Origin of the sequence: Acuticoccus kalidii, from assembly GCF_021556395.1 — a bacterium.
In the GTDB taxonomy this organism is placed as follows: domain Bacteria; phylum Pseudomonadota; class Alphaproteobacteria; order Rhizobiales; family Amorphaceae; genus Acuticoccus; species Acuticoccus kalidii.
The window spans coordinates 346,089-363,842 of the sequence record NZ_JAKGCS010000033.1 but is presented as its reverse complement, the minus strand read 5'-3'; the positions used below and the strand labels follow the sequence as shown (position 1 = coordinate 363,842).

At 65.3% G+C, this 17,754-nt stretch carries 19 protein-coding genes; 6 read left to right on the top strand and 13 right to left on the bottom strand.

Annotation, left to right across the window (positions count from 1 at the left end):
* Positions 1-15: 15 nt before the first annotated feature.
* Positions 16-222: a DUF1737 domain-containing protein gene (locus tag L1787_RS20180; RefSeq protein WP_235710904.1), complete on the bottom strand. Its 207-nt coding sequence runs from the start codon at positions 220-222 to the stop codon at positions 16-18.
* Between the two features lie 129 nt (positions 223-351).
* Here L1787_RS20180 and L1787_RS20175 point away from each other — a divergent pair, with 129 nt between their 5' ends.
* Positions 352-912, top strand: a complete 561-nt coding sequence (locus tag L1787_RS20175; protein ID WP_235710903.1) for a flavin reductase family protein — start codon at positions 352-354, stop codon at positions 910-912.
* Positions 913-954: 42 nt separating this feature from the next.
* On the opposite strand, the gene L1787_RS20170 is transcribed toward L1787_RS20175, so the two are convergent.
* Positions 955-1,446: a DUF2938 domain-containing protein gene (locus L1787_RS20170; RefSeq protein WP_255720662.1), complete on the bottom strand. Its 492-nt coding sequence runs from the start codon at positions 1,444-1,446 to the stop codon at positions 955-957.
* Between the two features lie 240 nt (positions 1,447-1,686).
* Here L1787_RS20170 and L1787_RS20165 point away from each other — a divergent pair, with 240 nt between their 5' ends.
* A complete protein-coding gene (locus L1787_RS20165; RefSeq protein WP_235710902.1) occupies positions 1,687-2,367 on the top strand; it encodes a S1 family serine peptidase in 681 nt (226 codons plus the stop codon).
* Between the two features lie 187 nt (positions 2,368-2,554).
* Here L1787_RS20165 and L1787_RS20160 read toward each other — a convergent pair whose 3' ends face one another.
* Complete coding sequence (locus L1787_RS20160) at positions 2,555-2,899, bottom strand: arsenate reductase (protein ID WP_235711032.1); 345 nt, start codon at positions 2,897-2,899, stop codon at positions 2,555-2,557.
* 52 nt (positions 2,900-2,951) lie between these two features.
* On the opposite strand from L1787_RS20160, the gene L1787_RS20155 reads away from it, so the two are divergent.
* Positions 2,952-3,977, top strand: coding sequence for a LysR family transcriptional regulator (locus L1787_RS20155; RefSeq protein WP_235710901.1), 1,026 nt, complete (start codon positions 2,952-2,954; stop codon positions 3,975-3,977).
* Positions 3,978-4,185: 208 nt separating this feature from the next.
* The gene (locus L1787_RS20150; RefSeq protein WP_235710900.1) at positions 4,186-5,115 is read left to right on the top strand and encodes an AEC family transporter; all 930 of its coding nucleotides are present in this window, start codon (positions 4,186-4,188) and stop codon (positions 5,113-5,115) included.
* Positions 5,116-5,162: 47 nt separating this feature from the next.
* On the opposite strand, the gene L1787_RS20145 is transcribed toward L1787_RS20150, so the two are convergent.
* On the bottom strand, positions 5,163-5,864 hold the full coding sequence (locus tag L1787_RS20145) for a GntR family transcriptional regulator (protein WP_235711031.1): 702 nt from the start codon (positions 5,862-5,864) through the stop codon (positions 5,163-5,165).
* 263 nt (positions 5,865-6,127) lie between these two features.
* Positions 6,128-6,883 (bottom strand): SDR family NAD(P)-dependent oxidoreductase, encoded by a 756-nt coding sequence (locus L1787_RS20140; RefSeq protein ID WP_235710899.1) that lies wholly within the window; start codon positions 6,881-6,883, stop codon positions 6,128-6,130.
* A gap of 330 nt (positions 6,884-7,213) precedes the next feature.
* Between L1787_RS20140 and L1787_RS20135 the strand changes: the two genes are divergently transcribed.
* Positions 7,214-8,074, top strand: a complete 861-nt coding sequence (locus L1787_RS20135) for an IclR family transcriptional regulator (protein ID WP_235710898.1) — start codon at positions 7,214-7,216, stop codon at positions 8,072-8,074.
* A gap of 39 nt (positions 8,075-8,113) precedes the next feature.
* On the opposite strand, the gene L1787_RS20130 is transcribed toward L1787_RS20135, so the two are convergent.
* The 8 genes from L1787_RS20130 to L1787_RS20095 are packed head-to-tail and all read right to left on the bottom strand — an operon-like array spanning position 8,114 to position 16,362.
* On the bottom strand, positions 8,114-9,136 hold the full coding sequence (locus L1787_RS20130) for a ketopantoate reductase family protein (protein ID WP_235710897.1): 1,023 nt from the start codon (positions 9,134-9,136) through the stop codon (positions 8,114-8,116).
* Positions 9,137-10,879 (bottom strand): M28 family peptidase, encoded by a 1,743-nt coding sequence (locus tag L1787_RS20125; protein WP_235710896.1) that lies wholly within the window; start codon positions 10,877-10,879, stop codon positions 9,137-9,139.
* 59 nt (positions 10,880-10,938) lie between these two features.
* Entirely contained in the window at positions 10,939-11,742 is an 804-nt protein-coding gene (locus tag L1787_RS20120) for an SDR family NAD(P)-dependent oxidoreductase (protein ID WP_235710895.1), read from the bottom strand.
* Positions 11,743-11,755: 13 nt separating this feature from the next.
* Positions 11,756-12,799: an ABC transporter substrate-binding protein gene (locus tag L1787_RS20115; RefSeq protein WP_235710894.1), complete on the bottom strand. Its 1,044-nt coding sequence runs from the start codon at positions 12,797-12,799 to the stop codon at positions 11,756-11,758.
* A 31-nt stretch (positions 12,800-12,830) separates the two neighbouring features.
* A complete protein-coding gene (locus L1787_RS20110) occupies positions 12,831-13,880 on the bottom strand; it encodes an ABC transporter ATP-binding protein (protein ID WP_235710893.1) in 1,050 nt (349 codons plus the stop codon).
* Between the two features lie 4 nt (positions 13,881-13,884).
* On the bottom strand, positions 13,885-14,652 hold the full coding sequence (locus L1787_RS20105) for an ABC transporter permease (protein ID WP_235710892.1): 768 nt from the start codon (positions 14,650-14,652) through the stop codon (positions 13,885-13,887).
* Complete coding sequence (locus L1787_RS20100; protein WP_235710891.1) at positions 14,649-15,551, bottom strand: ABC transporter permease; 903 nt, start codon at positions 15,549-15,551, stop codon at positions 14,649-14,651. The genes L1787_RS20105 and L1787_RS20100 overlap by 4 nt, the downstream gene beginning before the upstream one ends.
* 34 nt (positions 15,552-15,585) lie before the next feature.
* Positions 15,586-16,362, bottom strand: coding sequence for an SDR family NAD(P)-dependent oxidoreductase (locus tag L1787_RS20095; protein WP_369415118.1), 777 nt, complete (start codon positions 16,360-16,362; stop codon positions 15,586-15,588).
* Between the two features lie 151 nt (positions 16,363-16,513).
* Between L1787_RS20095 and L1787_RS20090 the strand changes: the two genes are divergently transcribed.
* Entirely contained in the window at positions 16,514-17,737 is a 1,224-nt protein-coding gene (locus L1787_RS20090; RefSeq protein WP_235710889.1) for an MFS transporter, read from the top strand.
* Positions 17,738-17,754: the final 17 nt, after the last annotated feature.

Genomic DNA, 17,754 nt, shown 5'->3' with positions numbered 1-17,754 from the left:
TACGCCCTTGCCGGATCAGAGCTCGCCGAGCTTCATCGCCGGATCATAATCGCGATCCGGCACGTCCTTCACGACGGCCTGGCCGCAGACCACCCGGCCGTTCACCGCGTCGAAGGTGAGGCTCGGCGCGCCGTGGAGCTCCCAACCGGCGCTGAGCGCGGCGGTGACGCGGTGGCAGAAGCTCGCATCATCGGGTCCGGTCAGGAAACGATAGGCCTTCATTCGCACTCTCCATCAAGCGAAGCGCCGGGCGCATCGTTACCAAGGCGGTCGCATCGACACCAAGACATAAGCGTCCTCGCCATGGCAGACGAGTGACGAAATCTCAATCGCTCCTTCACGAGGCGCCCCATGGCAAAGCTTCCCCGACGCGAGCCCTACCCCGTCCACGACGCACGGCGCTATCTGGAGCCGGGCCCGATCGTTCTCGTCTCGAGCGCCCATGCGGGGGCGCGCAATATCATGACGCTCGGCTGGCACACGATCCTGGAGTTCAGCCCTTCCCTCGTCGGATGCATGATTTCGCGGGGCAATCACAGTCACAGGCTGATCCAGGAGAGCCGCGTCTGCGTCATCAATCTGCCGACGACGGCGCTCACCGACGAGACGGTGAAGATCGGCAACACCAGCGGCGCCGAGATCGACAAGTTCGACGCCTTCGGCCTCACCGCCATCGAGGCGGACGCGGTGGACGCGCCGATGATCGGGGAGTGCCACGCCTCGTTCGAGTGCCGGCTCCACGAGGACGCGCTCGTCGAGGGCTACGACTTCTTCATTTTCGAGATCGTCGCCGCGCATGTCGCGCCGGTGCCCGCCCATCCGCAGACGCTGCATTATACCGGCGGCGGCGTCTTCATGGTGGCGGGCAAGACGATCAGCCGGAAGTCGCTCTTCCGGCCTGGGATGCTGTGAGGCGCGCGTTCTGCGGGCGCGGTGGCGGCGGCCGTGACGGTGTCAGGCGGACGGCGCGATCGCGAGGGCGGTGAGCCAGAGGCCGAGCCCGAAGACGGTGTGCGCGGCAAGGTTCAGACAGCGCGCCTTGGTGGGGTTCGGCGCCTTGCTGGCGGCGATGCCGTTGCCCATGCCGGGGCTCAGGATGAACCACCCGGCGCCAACCGTGACGAGGCCGACAATGAGCGCCGGCCACAGCGTCGGCGCCCGCGTCCAGTCGAGCCCCCAGATGGCGATGACGACCCCGGCATAGAGGATGCCGATCGCATAATGCGCGATCCACCCGATCGCCCGCTCCGCCGGCACGGCCGGCGCCGCGGCGATGCTGTCATGCACGAACTCCCCTTTCGGCAGCCGCGCGAACCAGCGCCCGACGAGGCCCCAATTGGCGAGGGGAATGCCGAAGAGGAGGTTGAGGAGCCTGCCCCAGATGTCGAACAGAAGCGTCGCGCCGGTGCCGATGACGACGCTTTTGAGGAGGAAGTCGAGAATCATTTTGGGGGTCCGGGTGGGGCGGGAGGTGGAGGTATTGGACTGAAGGGATGGGTGCAAGGGGGCTACGGAATCTGCGAACGGCTTGATGGTCGTCGAAACAGTTTACAGCGAGTGCATTTCCTCAATAATTACCTGAACACCGAACCAGGATCATATCCACGCCAGGCATGAGAATTTTCACTTATTTCGTTGACACCCTCTGCTACTGACCATTTGTAAGACAGCACCTCATGGCACACCATGACTGATATAGCCATCCTCAACCATATACTTCCGATCATTGAATTTGAATATGAGAGTCCTTCTGAGATTAAATTCATCAAGCTTTCTGGTACAGGATTCTTGCTGAAGCCGAGTTATAAACTCATCACGGCCAAGCATGTACTAAATACGAACACCAAACAAATGGCCCTACAAATTCAATACGATAGGTGGGCGCCTGTAAAATTTGAAATTATAAAACATCATCCGAACGAAGACATATCCGTCATCGATGCAAGGCCAACAGTAACTGACCATCCTTTTTTACAAGCATCGATTAAACACCATAACTCAGGCGGGAAGTATCACCTCTTCGGATACCCTGAAGACATTCTTTTCGATCGCGAACACAACGATCAGTTCGGGCGAAGGCAGCAATACCCCGATCTTGTTTATAATTCAGGATATATACGCCGCAGGACAAATTTTACCATTCCCGGCTTGGTAGGCTCAGCCTTTTTCGAACTCAGCGAAGTTGCCGGAACAGGATGCTCGGGAGCGCCAATAATTACGCAGTTGGGCGAAAATTGGGAAGTTTCGGGCTTATACCTAGGAGAAAGAACCATAGAAAACGCCAATTATCCACCGCGAGAACTCGCTTACGCTTTAAGGTTTGATTCAATCGAAGGATGGCTCCGAGAATCCGGAGTATTTTTATAAATCCACATATTGGGAAGGCAATAATCACACAACATTTCGAATTGGACATAGAATCTCGGATACTATCCCAACTATTTTCTTCGAATTCCCCAGATATCCTAGAGAGGATACGACGATAATCGTAATTTTTAGCAATCCGACGAACGAAAAATATAGAACACGTCCACCAGCCTAACCTCGGATACCCCTAAAACAGCGCCCCATACCGCTCCGGCTTAAACCCCACCTCCACCGTCGCGCCCGTCTCCAACACCGGCCGCTTGATCATCGACGGATTCTCCATCATCAGCGCCACGGCCTTGTCGCGCGTGAGGTCGGCCTTCGCCGCGTCGGGGAGCTTGCGGAAGGTCGTGCCGGCGCGGTTGAGGACCGTCTCCCAGCCCGCCGCCTCGCACCAGCGGACGAGATCCGCCTCGGCGACGCCCGCTTTCTTGTAATCGTGGAAGGTGTAGGCGACGCCGTGGCTGTCGAGCCAGGCGAAGGCCTTCTTCATCGTGTCGCAATTCTTGATGCCGTAGATCGTGACGGACATCGTTCCCTCCCGCGCAGCAATGGCCCCCGCGAGGAGGCCGTGGACGGCCATCATGGCGTCCCCTCCCCGGCGCTCCAACCCGGCCATCCGCACAATCCACGCCCGCCTCGCCGAAAGGCATCCGACGCCGCCTCGCCCGCGCGCGACTTGCCCAACCGGCACGGGCGCGGCACCGTCCTGCCTCGTCTTCGCCAACGGGACCGTCATGTCGATCCGCGCGCTTCGCAGCCTTCTCGCCATCGTCCAGCACGGCAGTTTTGCGCGCGCGGCTCATGCGTTGGGGCTGACGCCGTCTGCCGTCGGCCTCCACGTCAAGGCGTTGGAGGAGGAGTTTCGCGCCCGCCTCTTCGACCGCTCGCGCCGGCGGCCGGTGCTCACCGAAGCGGGGGAGATCGCCGTCAATCGGGCGCGCGAGGTCGTGGACCTTTACGATTCGATCGGCGACGAGATCAGCCGCGGGCCGGGCGTCGCGGGGCGCTTGCGGGTCGGGGCGATCCAGACCGCGCTCGCCGAGAGCCTGCCGGAAAGCCTCGCCCGCCTCCAGCGCGCCCATCCGCGCCTTCGCGTGCGCGTGCGCTCCGGAATGTCGGCCGAGCTGGCGCTCGAGGTCGAGGCCGGCACCCTCGACGTCGCGGTGACGACGGAGCCGGTGAAGCCCTACCCGTCGGGCCTTGCCTTCATGCCGGTCTATACCGATCATTTCTGGGCGGTCGCCGCGCCGGAGCATGAGGGGGCGAGCCTGTCGGACCTTCTCGCGCGCCTTCCCTTCCTCCGCTTCGACAAGCGGGCGTGGGCGGGCCGGCTCATCGAGGACGAATTGCGCCGCCAGGGCCACAGGATCGGCGAGGAAATGGAACTCGACAGCCGCGAGGCGCTGGCGCGCATGGCCGCGAACGGGCTCGGCGTCGCGATCCTCCCTCTGTCGCCGCGCGGCATGGAGCGGTTGCCGCCACTGATGCGCCTGCCCTTCGGCTCACCGCAGCTCACCCGCCGCGTCGGCCTCCTGATCCGCGAGGGGCAGAGCCGGAGCGGCGGCATCACTCCGCTTTTCGAGGCGATGAAGGCGGACGAAGCATAAAGTTTTCCTCGTCATTCGGTCGAGGATTACGCGTTTTCCCTTCACGGCGAACGGCGCTAGATTTTGCGTGGAAGGTCCGACGACGCGGACCGATGAGGGCGCGGTGTCTCGCGCCGTAGGCCGAGGCCACGCCAACGATGGAACGGACGATTGCAGCGGCGCGAGCGCGCGAACATGCGCATTCGCGGACGGGCGGAGGACGGCGGACATGATCCACGCCGCCCTTCTCGCGCTTGTGCCGATCGCCCTCCTGATCGGGCTCGGCTATCTCCTTCGCCGGCGCGGCTTCGTGGCGGACGGCTTCTGGCCGGCGGCGGAGCGGCTGTCTTATTTCGTGCTCCTGCCCTGCCTCTTCTTCCACGGGCTCGCGACGGCCGATCTCGGCGCGGTGCCGGTGCCGCAGCTCGCCGGAACGCTCGTCCTCTCGCTCGTCACCGTCTCGCTGATGCTCGTCGTCGCGGAGCGCTATGTGCGGATCGACGGGGCCGCCTTCACCTCGGTCTTTCAAGGCGGCGTGCGCTTCAACAACTATGTCGGCATCACGGCGGCGCTCGCATTGTTCGGCGCACCGGCGATCGGGATCGCGGCGGTTGCGAATGCGGCGATCGTGCCGACGGTGAACATTCTCGTGGTGCTCGTCTTCGCCCGCTATGGCGCGGCGCGGCCGACGGTGCGCGGCGTCGCGCGCGGCATCGTCACCAACCCTTTGATCCTCGGCTGTGCGGCGGGGATCATGGTGCGCCTTCTCGGCGTCGACCTGCCGGACGCGATCGCGGCGAGCGTGCGCGCGCTCGGCCAGGCGGCGCTGCCGATCGGGCTTTTGTGCGTCGGCGCGGCGCTCGAATGGTCGGTGATCGGGCGGGCGCTGCGGCCGACGCTCGCCGCCTCCGTCGTGAAGTTCGCGGTGATGCCGAGCGTCACCATTCTCGCCTGCCTCCTGTTCGGGCTCGACGGGCGGGCGGCGGTCGTCGCGGTGATGTTCCAGTCGCTGCCGACGGCGTCATCGTCTTATGTGATGGCCCGCCAGCTCGGCGGCGACGCGCCGCTGATGGCCGGGATCGTCGCCTTTCAGACCGTCCTCGCGCTCGTCACTCTGCCGGTCGTCCTGGTGCTGACGGAAGCGCTGTTCGGGGCCTGAGTCCGGCCGAAATCGCGCCCGAGCCCGGACGCCCCGGAGGCGGGGCGTCACGAGGTCGCCGGTTCGCCGTCCTGCCGCCAGCGGGAGGCGCTGATGCGCTTCGCCGCCTCCGAAATGTCGCCGCGCAGCTGATCGGCCGCGGACGCTGCCTCGCCCGCTTCGAGGCTCGCGATGATCGCCTCGTGCGTGCCCTCGGTGAAGCGGGCCCCCTCGCTGCTCAGACAATAGCGCAGCAACGGCCCGCTCCGCATCCACAGCAGTTCGATCAGGAAGCGGTGCACGTCGAGATCGGACCGCTCATAAATGAGAAAATGGAAGCGGAAATTGTCGCCGAGATAGGCGTCGAGATCGTTGCGCTTGAACGCATGGTCCATATTCTGCGACAGCGTGCGAAGGAGGTCGAGGTCGGCGGCGGTGATGTGCGGGGCGGCCGTCTCCGTCGCCCAGCCCTCGAGGTGGAGGCGCAGCGCCGTGATCTCCTCGAACTCTGTCCGGCGCATCAGCGGCACCATGACGGCGCGCTGGCTTTGGGTGGTGAGGGCCCGCTCGCTGATCAACTGGCGGATCGCCTCCCGCGCCGGCATCGTGCTCACCCCGAGGCGGCGCGTGATCTGACGCAACGTGATGTGCTCGCCAGGGCGAAACCGCCCGACCATGATGTCGAATTTCAGGATCCGATAGACCTGCTCGCGCAGATTTTCGCCTTGCGATATGCGCGAGCGTTCGCCTCCAGCGACGAGGAAATCCACATCAGGCAAGGCGGTCGAGCCCCAGAAATTGGTTCGATCAAATCTCGTCTGCTTGCAAAAACGTGCCGGCACTCTGCGCAGCCGCGATCGAACGCCCGCGGACGAAATTGTCCGCAATTGGAACTATATGGGCTGCGCATAGGTGAGAGCGATAGGGAATGCGAAAATATATTTGCTGCCTCGGTCACATCCTTTCAGAAATCACGGGGCTCTCGCATCATTTCAGGACGCACCGTTCCAATATGAGGCCCTGACGCGTTGCGTTACAGCCGGCCACCGTCGACCGGAAGGATCTGGCCCGTGATCCAGCCGGCGTCTTCGCTCGCGAGAAACGCCACGGCGGCGGCAATGTCGCTCGCTTTGCCGAGACGGCGGGTGTGGAGGGAGGCGAGGATCGCATTTTGCCGGTCGGGGCCGTAATTCTCCCACTGTTTGATCGTGCTCGGATTGGACAAAATGAGACCCGGCGCGACCGAGTTGGCCGTCACCCCATGCGGTCCGAGTTCGGCCGACATCTGCCGCGTCAGGCCGACGAGAGCGTGCTTGGCTGCGGTATAGCCGGGCAGACCCGTGAGGCTCGGCCGGATGCCCGCGCTCGACGAGATCGTCACGATCCGCCCCCACCCGTTGGCGCGCAGATGCGGCGCGGCCGCCTTCACGACATTGAAGGCCGCGTCGACATTCGCAGCGAACAGGGCGTGCCAGCCCTCGATCGTCGTCTCTTCGATGCCGATGCCGCTTTCCTGGCCGCAAACCCCGCCCGCGGCGAGCGCCAGGATATCGATCCGCCCCTCCGCCGCGATCACCCCCTCGACCATCGAGGCGGCCTCGTCCGGCCTCGACAGATCGGCGATGTGGGTGGGGCACCCGATCGCGGCGCCGCCGTCCGCGACCCCGGCCGCGATATCGGCGAGATGGACACGGGCGCCGCCCTTCACAAAGGCTTCGCCTATCGCTTGGCCGATCCCCTGTGCACCGCCCGTCACGAGCGCCACTTTTCCGTTGAAGTTGTTTCTCATGGTTGGGAAATCTTTTGAGTTGATCCTAAGATATGTACAATCGGCGGGGCTTCAGTTTGCGCCTTCGCCGATCACTATCGCGCCATCAGCCGCTGGCGCTGCGACGACGACCCCGAAGAGCCAAGACGCCATCATCTTGCCGATATGCTACAGTTTACATATCTGAATCCCATTCATAATAGTGGCCGCCATCAAGGATGCGTGCGAGTGTCGACGGCCGCGATGCGGGACTTATCTCTGCGGTCATCGGCAGCGTCGGATGGACATGGCGCGGCGACGCTCTCGCCGGCGACCGTGCGCCGCGCGCAAGGCATGTGAGGAGCAGCACGAATGGCTGAGGACGGGCCGGGCTCGGTCAAATCGGGCGCACGGATCTTGGACGTGATGGAGCACATCGCCAATCAGGATCATCCGGTGAGCCTTGCCGATGTGGCCGCCGGACTTTCGATCCCGAAGAGCAGTGCGTTGATGCTTCTGCGCACGCTCGTCGCCAAGCAATATCTCGAGCGGGACGGCGCCGGCCAATATCGGCTGGACCCGATCTTCCGCGTCAACGGCAACGAGTGGGTGGGTGGCCGCCTCGCGGTGCTGCGCAAGCTCGCGCGGCCGATCGCCAAAGCGCTCGCCAACGAGGTGCAGGAGACCGTCGTGCTCGGGGTCCTCACCTCGGACTATGAGATCGAGGTCGTCGAGAAGGCGCGCAGCCCGCGTGAGGTGCGTTACGAGATCGAGCTCGGCGCAATCTATCCCGCTTATTGCACGTCGATGGGTCGCTCGATCCTCGCCTTCCTCCCTCAGGAGACCGTCGACCACTATCTCGCCACCGTCCCGCGCACGAAATGCACGCCGAAGACGGTGATCGATGCCGACGGATTGCGCGGGATCCTGTCGCGCGTCAGGTGCCAGGGCTATGCGGTCAATATCGAGGAGCATGTCGATGGTGCTTCCTCCGTCGCCGCGCCGTTAAAGGATACGGCGGGCGCCATTCTCGGAACGCTCAATATCGGCTGCGTCACCGCCAATTTCCTCGCCAACCGCGAGCACATCATCGAAAGCCTCGTGCGGACCACGGACCGTTTCAACGCCGAGCTCGCGACCAAGCTCGGCCAGCTTGAAGAGACCGATGCGCCGCGCCCGAAACGCGCGACCCGGTCCCGCGCCAAAGGACCGACGACCGCCGCGCGCGACTGAGATCGGCGCCCAAGGAGTCCCGTCCGGCGTGGTCGGCGATCAGCCGGCCGTTTCGTCGGCGAGGACGAGAAGATTATCGTCGCTCATCAGGCGGTCGCCCTCCTCCACCTCGTGGATCATCTCGACGAGACGGGCGAGTGTCGGACAGTCGATCCCGTGCCGCGCGCCGATCGTGACGATCGGGGCGACGAGCTGGTCGACTTCGGTGCGCCGCTTGCGGATCGCAAGGTCGCGCCAGATGCCGGAATGGGTCTTGGCGCTCGGCCGGTTGAACGCGACCATATCGGCGACGCAGCGCCGCGCATCGGCCTCGCTCGCCTCCGGCATGAAGGCGGCCGGATCGAAGCCGTTGAAGCCGAGCGGGGCGACCCCTTCGGCCCGCGCAACGCGCATCGTCTCCCCGGCGAGCCGGCGGAAGAGCGGCAACAGCTCCTCGCGGGCGAGACAGTCGGCGATGCCGAGATCGCCGAGCGCCTGGGCGAAGAGGAGCGAGGCATAGCCGAGCTTGCCCCAGAGATAGGCGAAGATGCGATCGGTCGCGATCGCTCCCGGCTCGAAGAGCTGGATGGTCTCGAGCAGCGCGGCGAGGCGCGGCGTCATCGCCCCATCGAGCTCGCCGAGAACGAAGGCGCCGCGACCGGAGAAGATCACCTTGCCGGGCTCCAAATAATCCGCGCCGAAATTGACGAAAGCGCCGATCACCCGCTGACGCCCGAGCCGGGCCTCGAGCTCCATCTCGCAAAGCCCGTTCTGGAGCGAGACGACATAGGCGTCCGGCGCCAGGAAGGGCTTCAGCCGTTCGGCCGCGTCGGCGGTATGCTGGGCCTTCACGCACAGAAAGACGTGACGCCACGTCCCCGTGAGCGCCTCGGGACGGACGGCGGGCGCCGCGACGGTGAAGGCCTCCACGGGACCGACGACGGTTAATCCCGACGCGTCGATCGCCGCGACATGCTCCGGCACGACATCGACGAAGGTGACGTCGACGCCCTTGCGCGCGAGCACGGCGCCGACCGTTCCGCCGATCGCCCCCGCGCCCCAGATCAAGACCCGGTCGAGCATCTAAACCGCCGCGCTCTTCGTGGCCGCGCGATGAGCGTCGATCTCCGTGCACGCGCCGTCGAGGGCATGAACGACGCGGTTCAACGCCCGCACGGCCGAGACGGTACAGAATTTCGCCGCGTCCGAGCCGATCTCGGCCTTTGCGAGAGCGCGGAGCGGGTCGAGGACGGGGAACGGCGACTGACCGACCGCCGGATCCTGGGTGAACCGGTCGCCGCTCGTATAGTCGATCGGAACGAGATGGCGCGACAGACGCTGAAGCGTATGGCTCGCCGACTCCGCTGCCGCCCCATCGGCACCGGCGATGGCCGCGTTGAAGGCCTCGATCCGGCCGGCGAGGTCCGCAAGACGCGTCCGGGCGGGTTCGAGGTCGACACCATGGGCTGACACCGCCGCGAGCGCGTCGAGCTCGGCGGCGAGATCGGCGGCCAAGGCGGCATAGTCGAACGGAAGGACCGGATCCGCGACGAGGCGCCAGGTGGCGTGGAGATAGATCGCGGTGTCGCGGTCGAGGATCTCGGCGTCGATCTTGTCGATCGTGTCGCCGGGGGTGTGCCACCACCAGCCGAAGCCCGCCCCCTTGCGCCCGCCACCGCTGAAGATCGACGCGGCGACATTCTCGCCGCCCTCCGGCGATTGCTCGCCCGCGGTGTTGAAGAGCGAGGGAACGCCGATCCCCCAGAAGGACTGATCGCCGGCCCGGCTCATCCGAAGACCGCTGATCTCCTGCTTGCCCGTCTCGGACACCACGTCGCGGGCGAAGCTGCGAAGCTCGGCGGAGACCGGCATGTCGCTGAGAATGACATTGCCCGTCCCGCCGGTGGAATCGACGTTGACGTGGACGGCGCAGCGCCTTTCGAGCTCGCGCCAATAATGCTCGGCGTACCAGGACGAGCCGGCATAGCGCCCGTGCGAATGGCCCGACCAGAAGCACACGCGAAACCCGCGACGCCAGTCATCGCGATGGGCGGCGAGAATGCGCGCGATCTCCAACATCGTGGCGTTCGCCGCGCCATTGTCCATCACGCCATAATACCAGGTGTCGTGGTGGCCGGAGAGCATGACGAACGGCTCGTCCGCATCGCCCTTCGGCCCCGCCATATCGCCGACCAAAAGCGGGATCTTGCGCCATCCGGTGTCGACTTCGGCCTGCAAGGTGGCCTCGACCGGCCCCGCCGCGACCCGCGCCTTGAGGGCGTCGCCGTCGGCCTTCGTCACCGTGAGGACGACGGTCCGCGGGAGCTTTCCGGCAGTCTCGTCGGTCGGGCTTCCCCATACGGGCGAAATGCACATCTCGTGCTTGTGCTCGTGAACGGAGACGTGGATCTGGCCGGACGCGCCGGCTTCGCTCGCCCGCCGGCTGACCGGCGGCGAGGCGAGCCCGTCGATCAGGGCGATCTTGCCGGTCACGTCGACCGCCGCGAAATCGGCCTCCGTTCCGCGGCCCACATAGACGACGGGCGCGGTGAGGCCGTCGGCGTTGGCGCACGAGAAGGAGTGCGTGATGCAGTCGATCGCCTCCCCGTTCACCGTCAACTTGGCGTCGCCCGGCAGACTGATGAAGGCATCGTGCAGCAAAAGCTCGGTGCGATAGCCCATCGCCGCGAGTTGCGCCTCCAGATAGTGGAAGCTTTCGAGTTCCTCAGGCGTGCCAGACAGCTTCACGCGCCGGGCGAACTCTTCGAGATGAGAGAACAAGTTGGCCGAGCTGATCTCGGACTTCAGCAAATCGATCGTGCGCATTCCAGTCCTCTTCGCATCACGACTATGAGCCCCATCAGCCCCACGGGCGGGACGCCTCGTCAACCATCGTCCCCGGACCGCACGAGCGTGCGTCCGGTCAGAAAGCCGCCATCGACCACGAGACAATGGCCGTTGACGAAGTCGGCCTCGGGCGAGACCAGATAGGCGGCGGCGGACGCGATATCGGCGGCGACGCCGGTACGTCCGCGGGGGATCATCGACAGATAATTGTCCCGGTATTCCGGGGTGACTTGATCGTCCCGCACCTCGATCAGGCCGGGCGCGATCGCGTTGACCCGGATGCCGAGCGGTCCGAACTCCTGCGCCGCGGACTTCGTGAACATCACGATGCCCGCCTTCGAGGCGCTATAATGGGCCACGCCGACCCGTGCGGAGAAGGCAGCGGCCGAGGCGAGATTAACGATTGCACCGCCGCCGCCGATGGCCGCGCGCGCCCGGGCGAACGCCTGGGTGCACAGGAAGGTGCCGCGCAGGTTGACGGTCATCACCCCGTCCCAAGCCTCGACCGGCATGTCGATGAGGGCATGGTTCGGGTAGATGCCCGCGTTGTTGACCAGCGCGGCAGGCACGCCCATCTCCGCCGCCACCTTGGCGAAGACCGCGACGATCGCCTCGGCCGACGACACGTCGAGATGGTAGGACCGCGCCGTGCGGCCGTCCGCATCGAGACCGTTCGCGACCGTTGCGGCAAGGTCGGCCTCGCGGTCGGTCACGGCGACGGAGAACCCGTCGCCATGGAGCCGTTCCGCGATCGCCTTGCCGAGGCTCTGGCCGGCACCGGTGACGATGGCGACCGGACGATCGACCGACGACGGGTCGGGTGTCAGAGAGGGCGTGGACATCGTGCCGGACCGATCAGGGTGAGGTGATCTCACGCGTCCAGCGGTGCGTCCACTCGGGGCGAACCGTCGTCACGTAGTCCCAATCGGCCTGCTTCAGGCTGTCGAGCACACCCTCGCCCACCGGAAGCTTGGCGGCGACGTCCTCCTCGAGCACGACGTCCTTGTTGACCGGCGCGAGATAGGTGAACTCCGCGTTCTTCGCCTGCGCCTCTTCGCCGAGGACGAAGTTGATATATTTCTGCGCGGCTTCGAGGTGCTTCGTCCCCTTGGCGATGCCAATCGTGGAATCGATGATGTAGGCGCTCTCTTCCGGGATCGTCCAAGCGAGCGGCGCGCCGGCATCGATCTGCGCCTGGGCGCGGTCGGTCGTCCAGGAGGACATCACCACTTCACCCTGGCTGAAGAGCTGGGCGAGTTGGGCGTGCTGGGTCCAGAAGGTGAGGATGCTCGGCTTCAACTCGCTGATCAGCGCGAAACCGGGATCGATATTCTCGACGCTGCCGCCGTTCATGTCGGCCGCGGTCAGCAGGAAGAAGGCGCCGTGCGAGGTGGTGATGTCCGGCACCGCGATGCGGCCGACATAGTCCTCATCCCACATCGCCTTCCAGGAGGTCGGCTCCTCGGTCACGATATCAGTGTCGTAGACGAGCGCTTGGCTCACATACATGAACTTGGTGTAGGGATCGCCCTCGACGCGGAACTGGGGATAGAGCTTCTCCAGATTCGGCACCGCTTCGACCGAGAGCGGCTCGTAGAGGCCTTCGGCGTTCGCCTGCGCCGCGCCGATCTCGTCCATCATGATGACGTCGATGTTCACGTCATCCTTCTGGGCGCGCATCATCGCGACGGTCTGCATGGTGAGGCCGGTCGCGATACGGACCTTGATGTCCGGATTGGCGGCCTCGAAGGGCTCGATGACGCTCTTGCGCCAGCCTTCTTCGAAGGACCCACCATAGACGATCACGGTGAGCTCTTCTTGAGCGTGGGCGGCTCCGGCCGCCATCAGAACGGCGGCGGAGGCGGCAAGTGCCGCAGCCCGCAGTTTCACTGTCCGCATATCAGTCCCCTTTCTGGTCGAGTTGAGCCGGTCAAGGCAGGAGCCTTGCGTCGTTCGTGTTCCAGGACACCCGAACGGGTTCGCCCACGCGCAGATGATCTGCCGGTGAGCGGTCCTGCTTCTGGACGAGGATCGTGTCGCCGGAGGCGAGCTCGACGACATATTCGATGAGACCGCCGAGCTTGGTGGCGCGCATCACCGTTCCGGGGGTTCCGCCCTCCCCGGCGCCGGGAAGGATTTCGATCTTCTCCGGACGGATCGACAGGACGACTGGGGCGCCGGTCGGCGCGAAATCGGGCGGGGCGCAATCGAGCCTTGCTCCGCGCGCCGACTGGAAGACATCCCCTTCGAGCCGCCCCTCGACGAGATTGGCCGCGCCGATGAAGTCGGCGACGAAGCGGGTGCGGGGATTGTCGTAGATCTCGGCCGGCGGACCGACCTGCTCGATCCGCCCCTTGTTCATGACGACGATGCGGTCGGCGATGGTCATCGCCTCTTCCTGATCGTGGGTGACGAACAGCGACGTGATGCCGACCTCTTGTTGCAAGGTTCGGATCTCGTGGCGCATCTGAACGCGCAATTTGGCGTCGAGATTGGACAGCGGCTCGTCGAAGAGGAGAAGCTGCGGGCGCAATGCGAGCACGCGGGCGAGCGCCACGCGCTGCTGCTGGCCGCCCGACAGCTCCTTCGGATAGCGCGCTTCGTAGCCCGACAGGCCGACGAGCTCGAGCGCGGCGGTGATGCGCCCCGCGATCTCCCCCTTCGGAACGTGCCGCGCCTTCAGCCCGAAGGCGACATTCTCGCTGACATTCATGTGCGGAAACAGCGCGTAGGACTGGAAGACCATGCCCATATTGCGCCGGTTCGGCGGCAGGCGGGTGATGTCCTTCCCGCCGACGAGGATCGAACCGGAGGACGGCTCGACGAAGCCGGCGACCATGCGCAGCGTCGTTGTCTTGCCGCAGCCGGAGGGGCCGAGAAAGGCGACCATCTCGCCCTCGCCCACCTCAAGATCGATCTTCTCCACCGCGGCGGTGTTGCCGAAGACCTTGCCGAGGGACTGGAGCTTGAGTGTGCTCATGGACCTACTTGTGCCGGATGGACAGGAAACGGGCGTAAAGCGGGACGCCGATCAGCGCCCAGACGACGATCAGCATCGTCGCGATCGCCGAGATCGTCGGCTCGCTCGAATACTGAACGAAGGTGAAAATCCGCATCGGTAGCGTCGACATGCCGGGCGCGGCGAGGAACAGCGTCACGACCAGCTCGTCGAAGGAGAGGATGAAGGCGAAGACGCCGCCGGCGAGGACGCCCGGGCGGATGAGGGGCAGCGTCACCTGGAAGAATGTGCGCCACCAGCCCGCACCGAGATTGCGCGCGGCCTCCTCGACCGCCGGGTCGAACTCCGAAAGGCTCGCCATCACGAGGCGCACGACGAACGGCGTCGTGATGATCGAGTGACCGATCACGAGCCCGAGGAACGAGCCTTGAAGCCCGATGCGGCTATAAAAGACGAGGAGCGCGAGGCCGAGGACGATCGTCGGAAACAGGATCGGCGAGAGCACGAAGGCCGACAGCGCCGACTGGCCGCGCCCCTTCCAGCGGGAGAGGCCGAGTGCGGTCAGCGTTCCGAGCGTGCAGGCGATCGCCGTGGCGCAGATCGCGAGCAGCGCCGAGAGCTGGGCGGCGTCCGTGAACTCCCCCGTCTCGAAGACGCGGGCGAACCATTTCAGCGTGAAGCCCTCCGGCGGGAAGACCGGATAACCCGTCGTCGTGAACGCCGTCGCCATCACGACGAGGATCGGGGCGGCGAGGAAGAGGACGATGATCGCGTTGACGAGGAAGAGGATCATGACGCCCTCCGCATCGCGCGCGAGGCGATCGACATGAGAGCGCTCAAGATCACCACCAGGACAACCAGCATGACGAGGGAGATCGCGGCGCCGAGCGGCCAGTTCAGGAGCGCGATGCCCTGCTGGTAAATGAGCGTCGCCATCACCGGAATGCGCGGCCCCCCGACGAGGGCCGGCGTGACGAAGGCCGAGATCGCCAGCGTGAAGACGAGAATCGAGCCGGACACGATGCCGGGCAGCGCGAGCGGCAAGGTCACGCGGAAGAAGATGCGCACCCGCCCCGCGCCGAGATTGCGCGCCGCGTCGTAGATCTGGCGGTCGATATTGAGGAGCGCAGCGTCGAGCGCGAGCACCATGAAGGGCAAGAGCACCTGGATCAGCGCGATGATGATGCCGGTCATCCGGTACATCATCGGGATCGGGCTATCGATCAGCCCGATCGACATCAACGTCTGGTTCACGAACCCTTTGTTCGACAAAAGGATCATCCAGCCGAAGGTTCGGATCACCGCACTCGTCAACAGCGGCACGAGGACCGCGAAATAGAGGAGCGCCCGCTTCATGCCGCGCAGGCGCGACAGGGCATAGGCGAGCGGAAAGCCGAGGATCAGACAGCCGATCGTGACCCAGAGCGCCATCAGGAGCGAGCGGCCGAGGATCTTCAGATAGAACGGGTCGCTGATGAAGGCCCAATAATTCGACAGCTCCCACGTATCGAGCATGCCGCGCCCGCCCGGCTCGTAGCCGCGCAAGCTCATGAGGAACAAGAAGAAGAGCGCGCCCACCATGAAGAGGAGCAGCCAAACCGTGTTCGGCAGCACCAACAGCACTTGCGTCCAGTCGCGTCGTTCGCGGCGGGGAGCAGCGGTCATGCCGGGCGTATCCGGATCAGGCGTCAAACGGAGCTCCTCTTCGAGAGACGCGGACGCGACGTCAGTTCACGTACTGACCACCGTCGACGTCGATGACCTCGCCGGTGATGAAATTGGGTGAGACGGTCGCGAGGAAGGCGACCACTTCGGCGATATCCTCCGGCGTGCCGATGCGGCCGAGAGGGATCGTCTCCACGAGCTTTTCGGCGCGCTTGTCGAACAGCGCGCTCGTCAGGTCCGTGCGCACTGCGCCGGGACAGATCGCGTTGACGGTGATGTACGGGGCGAGTTCCTTGCACAGCGCCCGCGTCATGCCGAGCATGCCGGCCTTCGCCGTCACATAGGCGAATTTCGACACCGCATTGGCGTTCGCGCCCATATGGGCGCTCACCGAGGAGATGTTGACGATCCGACCCGCCTTCTGCTCCAGCATGGTCGGCGCGACGGCCTTGCACCAGGAAAAGCAGCTCTTGAGGTTGATCGCGATCGTGCGGTCATACTCCTCCTCGCTGATCTCGATCAGCGATTTCGGCTGTGACACGCCCGCATTGTTGACGAGAACGTCGACGCGGCCGAACCGCTCGATCACCGCCCGCCCCTTCTCCTGGACGTCGGCATGATCCGACACGTCTCCGGTCAGGATCATCACATCGGCGCCGATATCGCGAACGAGCCGTTCGGTCTCGGCGAGTTCGGCCTCCAGCCTGTCGGCGAGCGCGAGATCGAAGCCGCGGCGGGCGAGCGCACATGCGCTGGCACGACCTATGCCTCTTGCAGACCCGGTCACGACCGCGACGGATCGTTCGACCTTTTTCCCGTCTGTACCGCTCGCAATCACACGCCTGCCTTTCGCTTCCAACGCAGAGGCCGCCTCGCGACGAATGCCTCGACATTCAGGCCTATTTACTCGGGTGTCAACAAATCATTCACATATAGAAATAGCATTCGCATATATGATCGAACGCTATGAACCGGACGGATACGCCTTCATGCGACCACCGCTATGGGCCGTGGCCCTCGCCACGACATCAGCGCTGCAGATCAATGCTTCGATGCTCGACCAGGGGCTCGCGATCATCGCGCCGCTCATCACGGCCGAACTCGGCATCGCGCCCGAGCGGGTCGGCATGTTGTCGACGGCGAGCGCTGCCGGGGTGGTGTTGTTTCTGGTCTTCGGCGCGCCGTTCATCGCCCGCTTCGGCGCGGTGCGGATGCTCCAATTCGGGGCGCTGCTCGCGGCGGGGGGAGCCGCGCTCGCGACCTCGGCGTTCTGGCCCGCCCTCCTTCTCGCCGCGTTCCTGATCGGCGTCGGGTATGGCCCGACGCCGCCGGCCGGCAGCCGAATCCTCGCCGCCACGGCGCCGCCGCGGCATCGCACGCTGGTCTTTTCGATCAAGCAATCGGGCGCGCCACTCGGCGGCGCCATCGCCGCGATGCTCCTCGCCCCGATCGCGGCCGCATATGGTTGGCGCGTGGCGCTGATGACGGCGATCGCCGTCTCTGTCGTCGCCGCCCTCTCGATCCAGCCGCTCAGGATGCGGCTCGATCCGCCGGCGCACGGCGGGGCCGCGCTGCCCCTCTTCGCGACGCGCAATCTCGCCGCGCCCTTCACGACGCTCGCCGCCGATCCCCGCGTCTTCGCGATCGCGCGTCTCGCCTTCTCGCTCGCCCTCGTCCAGAGCTGCCTCTTCTCGTTCTCGGTGACGTATCTGTCGACCGCACGGGGGTTGGCGCTGGCGGAGGCGGGCATGGCTCACGCAATCCTTCTCGTCGCGGGGGCGAGCGCGCGGATCCTTCTCGGATGGCTCGCCGACCGGACCGGAACCCCGTCAGCCAACCTCGTGATCCAGGCGGTGATCGCCGCCGTCCTCGTCGCCGGGTACGGCCTCCTCCCGGTCGGAACGCCGCTCGCTCTCGTCGGCGCGGTGACGTTCTTTCTGGGCTTCAGCGCGGCGAGCTGGAACGGCATCTTCATGGCCGAGATCGCCCGCATGACGCCGCCCGATCGCATTGCCGAGGCGACGTCGGGCGGGGCCCTCGTCGCCTTTCTCGGCTACCTGATCGGTCCGGTGACCTTTTCGCTCCTCGTCTCATCGTTCGGTGACTACCAATGGCCATTCGCGATTTTCGGGGCGCAACTTCTCGCCAACGCGGCCCTCACCGCCGCGCTGTTCACGCGGCGACGGCTCGGCTGGCGCAACGAAACCTCTTGACGGCGCCCCACCCGCGC

Excerpts from the sequence above, each read along its gene's own strand:
- L1787_RS20180 (WP_235710904.1), bottom strand. The coding sequence starts at position 222 with ATGAAGGCCTATCGTTTCCTGACCGGACCCGATGATGCGAGCTTCTGC.
- L1787_RS20175 (WP_235710903.1), top strand. The coding sequence starts at position 352 with ATGGCAAAGCTTCCCCGACGCGAGCCCTACCCCGTCCACGACGCACGG.
- L1787_RS20170 (WP_255720662.1), bottom strand. The coding sequence starts at position 1,446 with ATGATTCTCGACTTCCTCCTCAAAAGCGTCGTCATCGGCACCGGCGCG.
- L1787_RS20165 (WP_235710902.1), top strand. The coding sequence starts at position 1,687 with ATGACTGATATAGCCATCCTCAACCATATACTTCCGATCATTGAATTT.
- L1787_RS20160 (WP_235711032.1), bottom strand. The coding sequence starts at position 2,899 with ATGTCCGTCACGATCTACGGCATCAAGAATTGCGACACGATGAAGAAG.
- L1787_RS20155 (WP_235710901.1), top strand. The coding sequence starts at position 2,952 with ATGGCGTCCCCTCCCCGGCGCTCCAACCCGGCCATCCGCACAATCCAC.
- L1787_RS20150 (WP_235710900.1), top strand. The coding sequence starts at position 4,186 with ATGATCCACGCCGCCCTTCTCGCGCTTGTGCCGATCGCCCTCCTGATC.
- L1787_RS20140 (WP_235710899.1), bottom strand. The coding sequence starts at position 6,883 with ATGAGAAACAACTTCAACGGAAAAGTGGCGCTCGTGACGGGCGGTGCA.
- L1787_RS20135 (WP_235710898.1), top strand. The coding sequence starts at position 7,214 with ATGGCTGAGGACGGGCCGGGCTCGGTCAAATCGGGCGCACGGATCTTG.
- L1787_RS20130 (WP_235710897.1), bottom strand. The coding sequence starts at position 9,136 with ATGCTCGACCGGGTCTTGATCTGGGGCGCGGGGGCGATCGGCGGAACG.
- L1787_RS20125 (WP_235710896.1), bottom strand. The coding sequence starts at position 10,879 with ATGCGCACGATCGATTTGCTGAAGTCCGAGATCAGCTCGGCCAACTTG.
- L1787_RS20120 (WP_235710895.1), bottom strand. The coding sequence starts at position 11,742 with ATGTCCACGCCCTCTCTGACACCCGACCCGTCGTCGGTCGATCGTCCG.
- L1787_RS20115 (WP_235710894.1), bottom strand. The coding sequence starts at position 12,799 with ATGCGGACAGTGAAACTGCGGGCTGCGGCACTTGCCGCCTCCGCCGCC.
- L1787_RS20110 (WP_235710893.1), bottom strand. The coding sequence starts at position 13,880 with ATGAGCACACTCAAGCTCCAGTCCCTCGGCAAGGTCTTCGGCAACACC.
- L1787_RS20105 (WP_235710892.1), bottom strand. The coding sequence starts at position 14,652 with ATGATCCTCTTCCTCGTCAACGCGATCATCGTCCTCTTCCTCGCCGCC.
- L1787_RS20090 (WP_235710889.1), top strand. The coding sequence starts at position 16,514 with ATGCGACCACCGCTATGGGCCGTGGCCCTCGCCACGACATCAGCGCTG.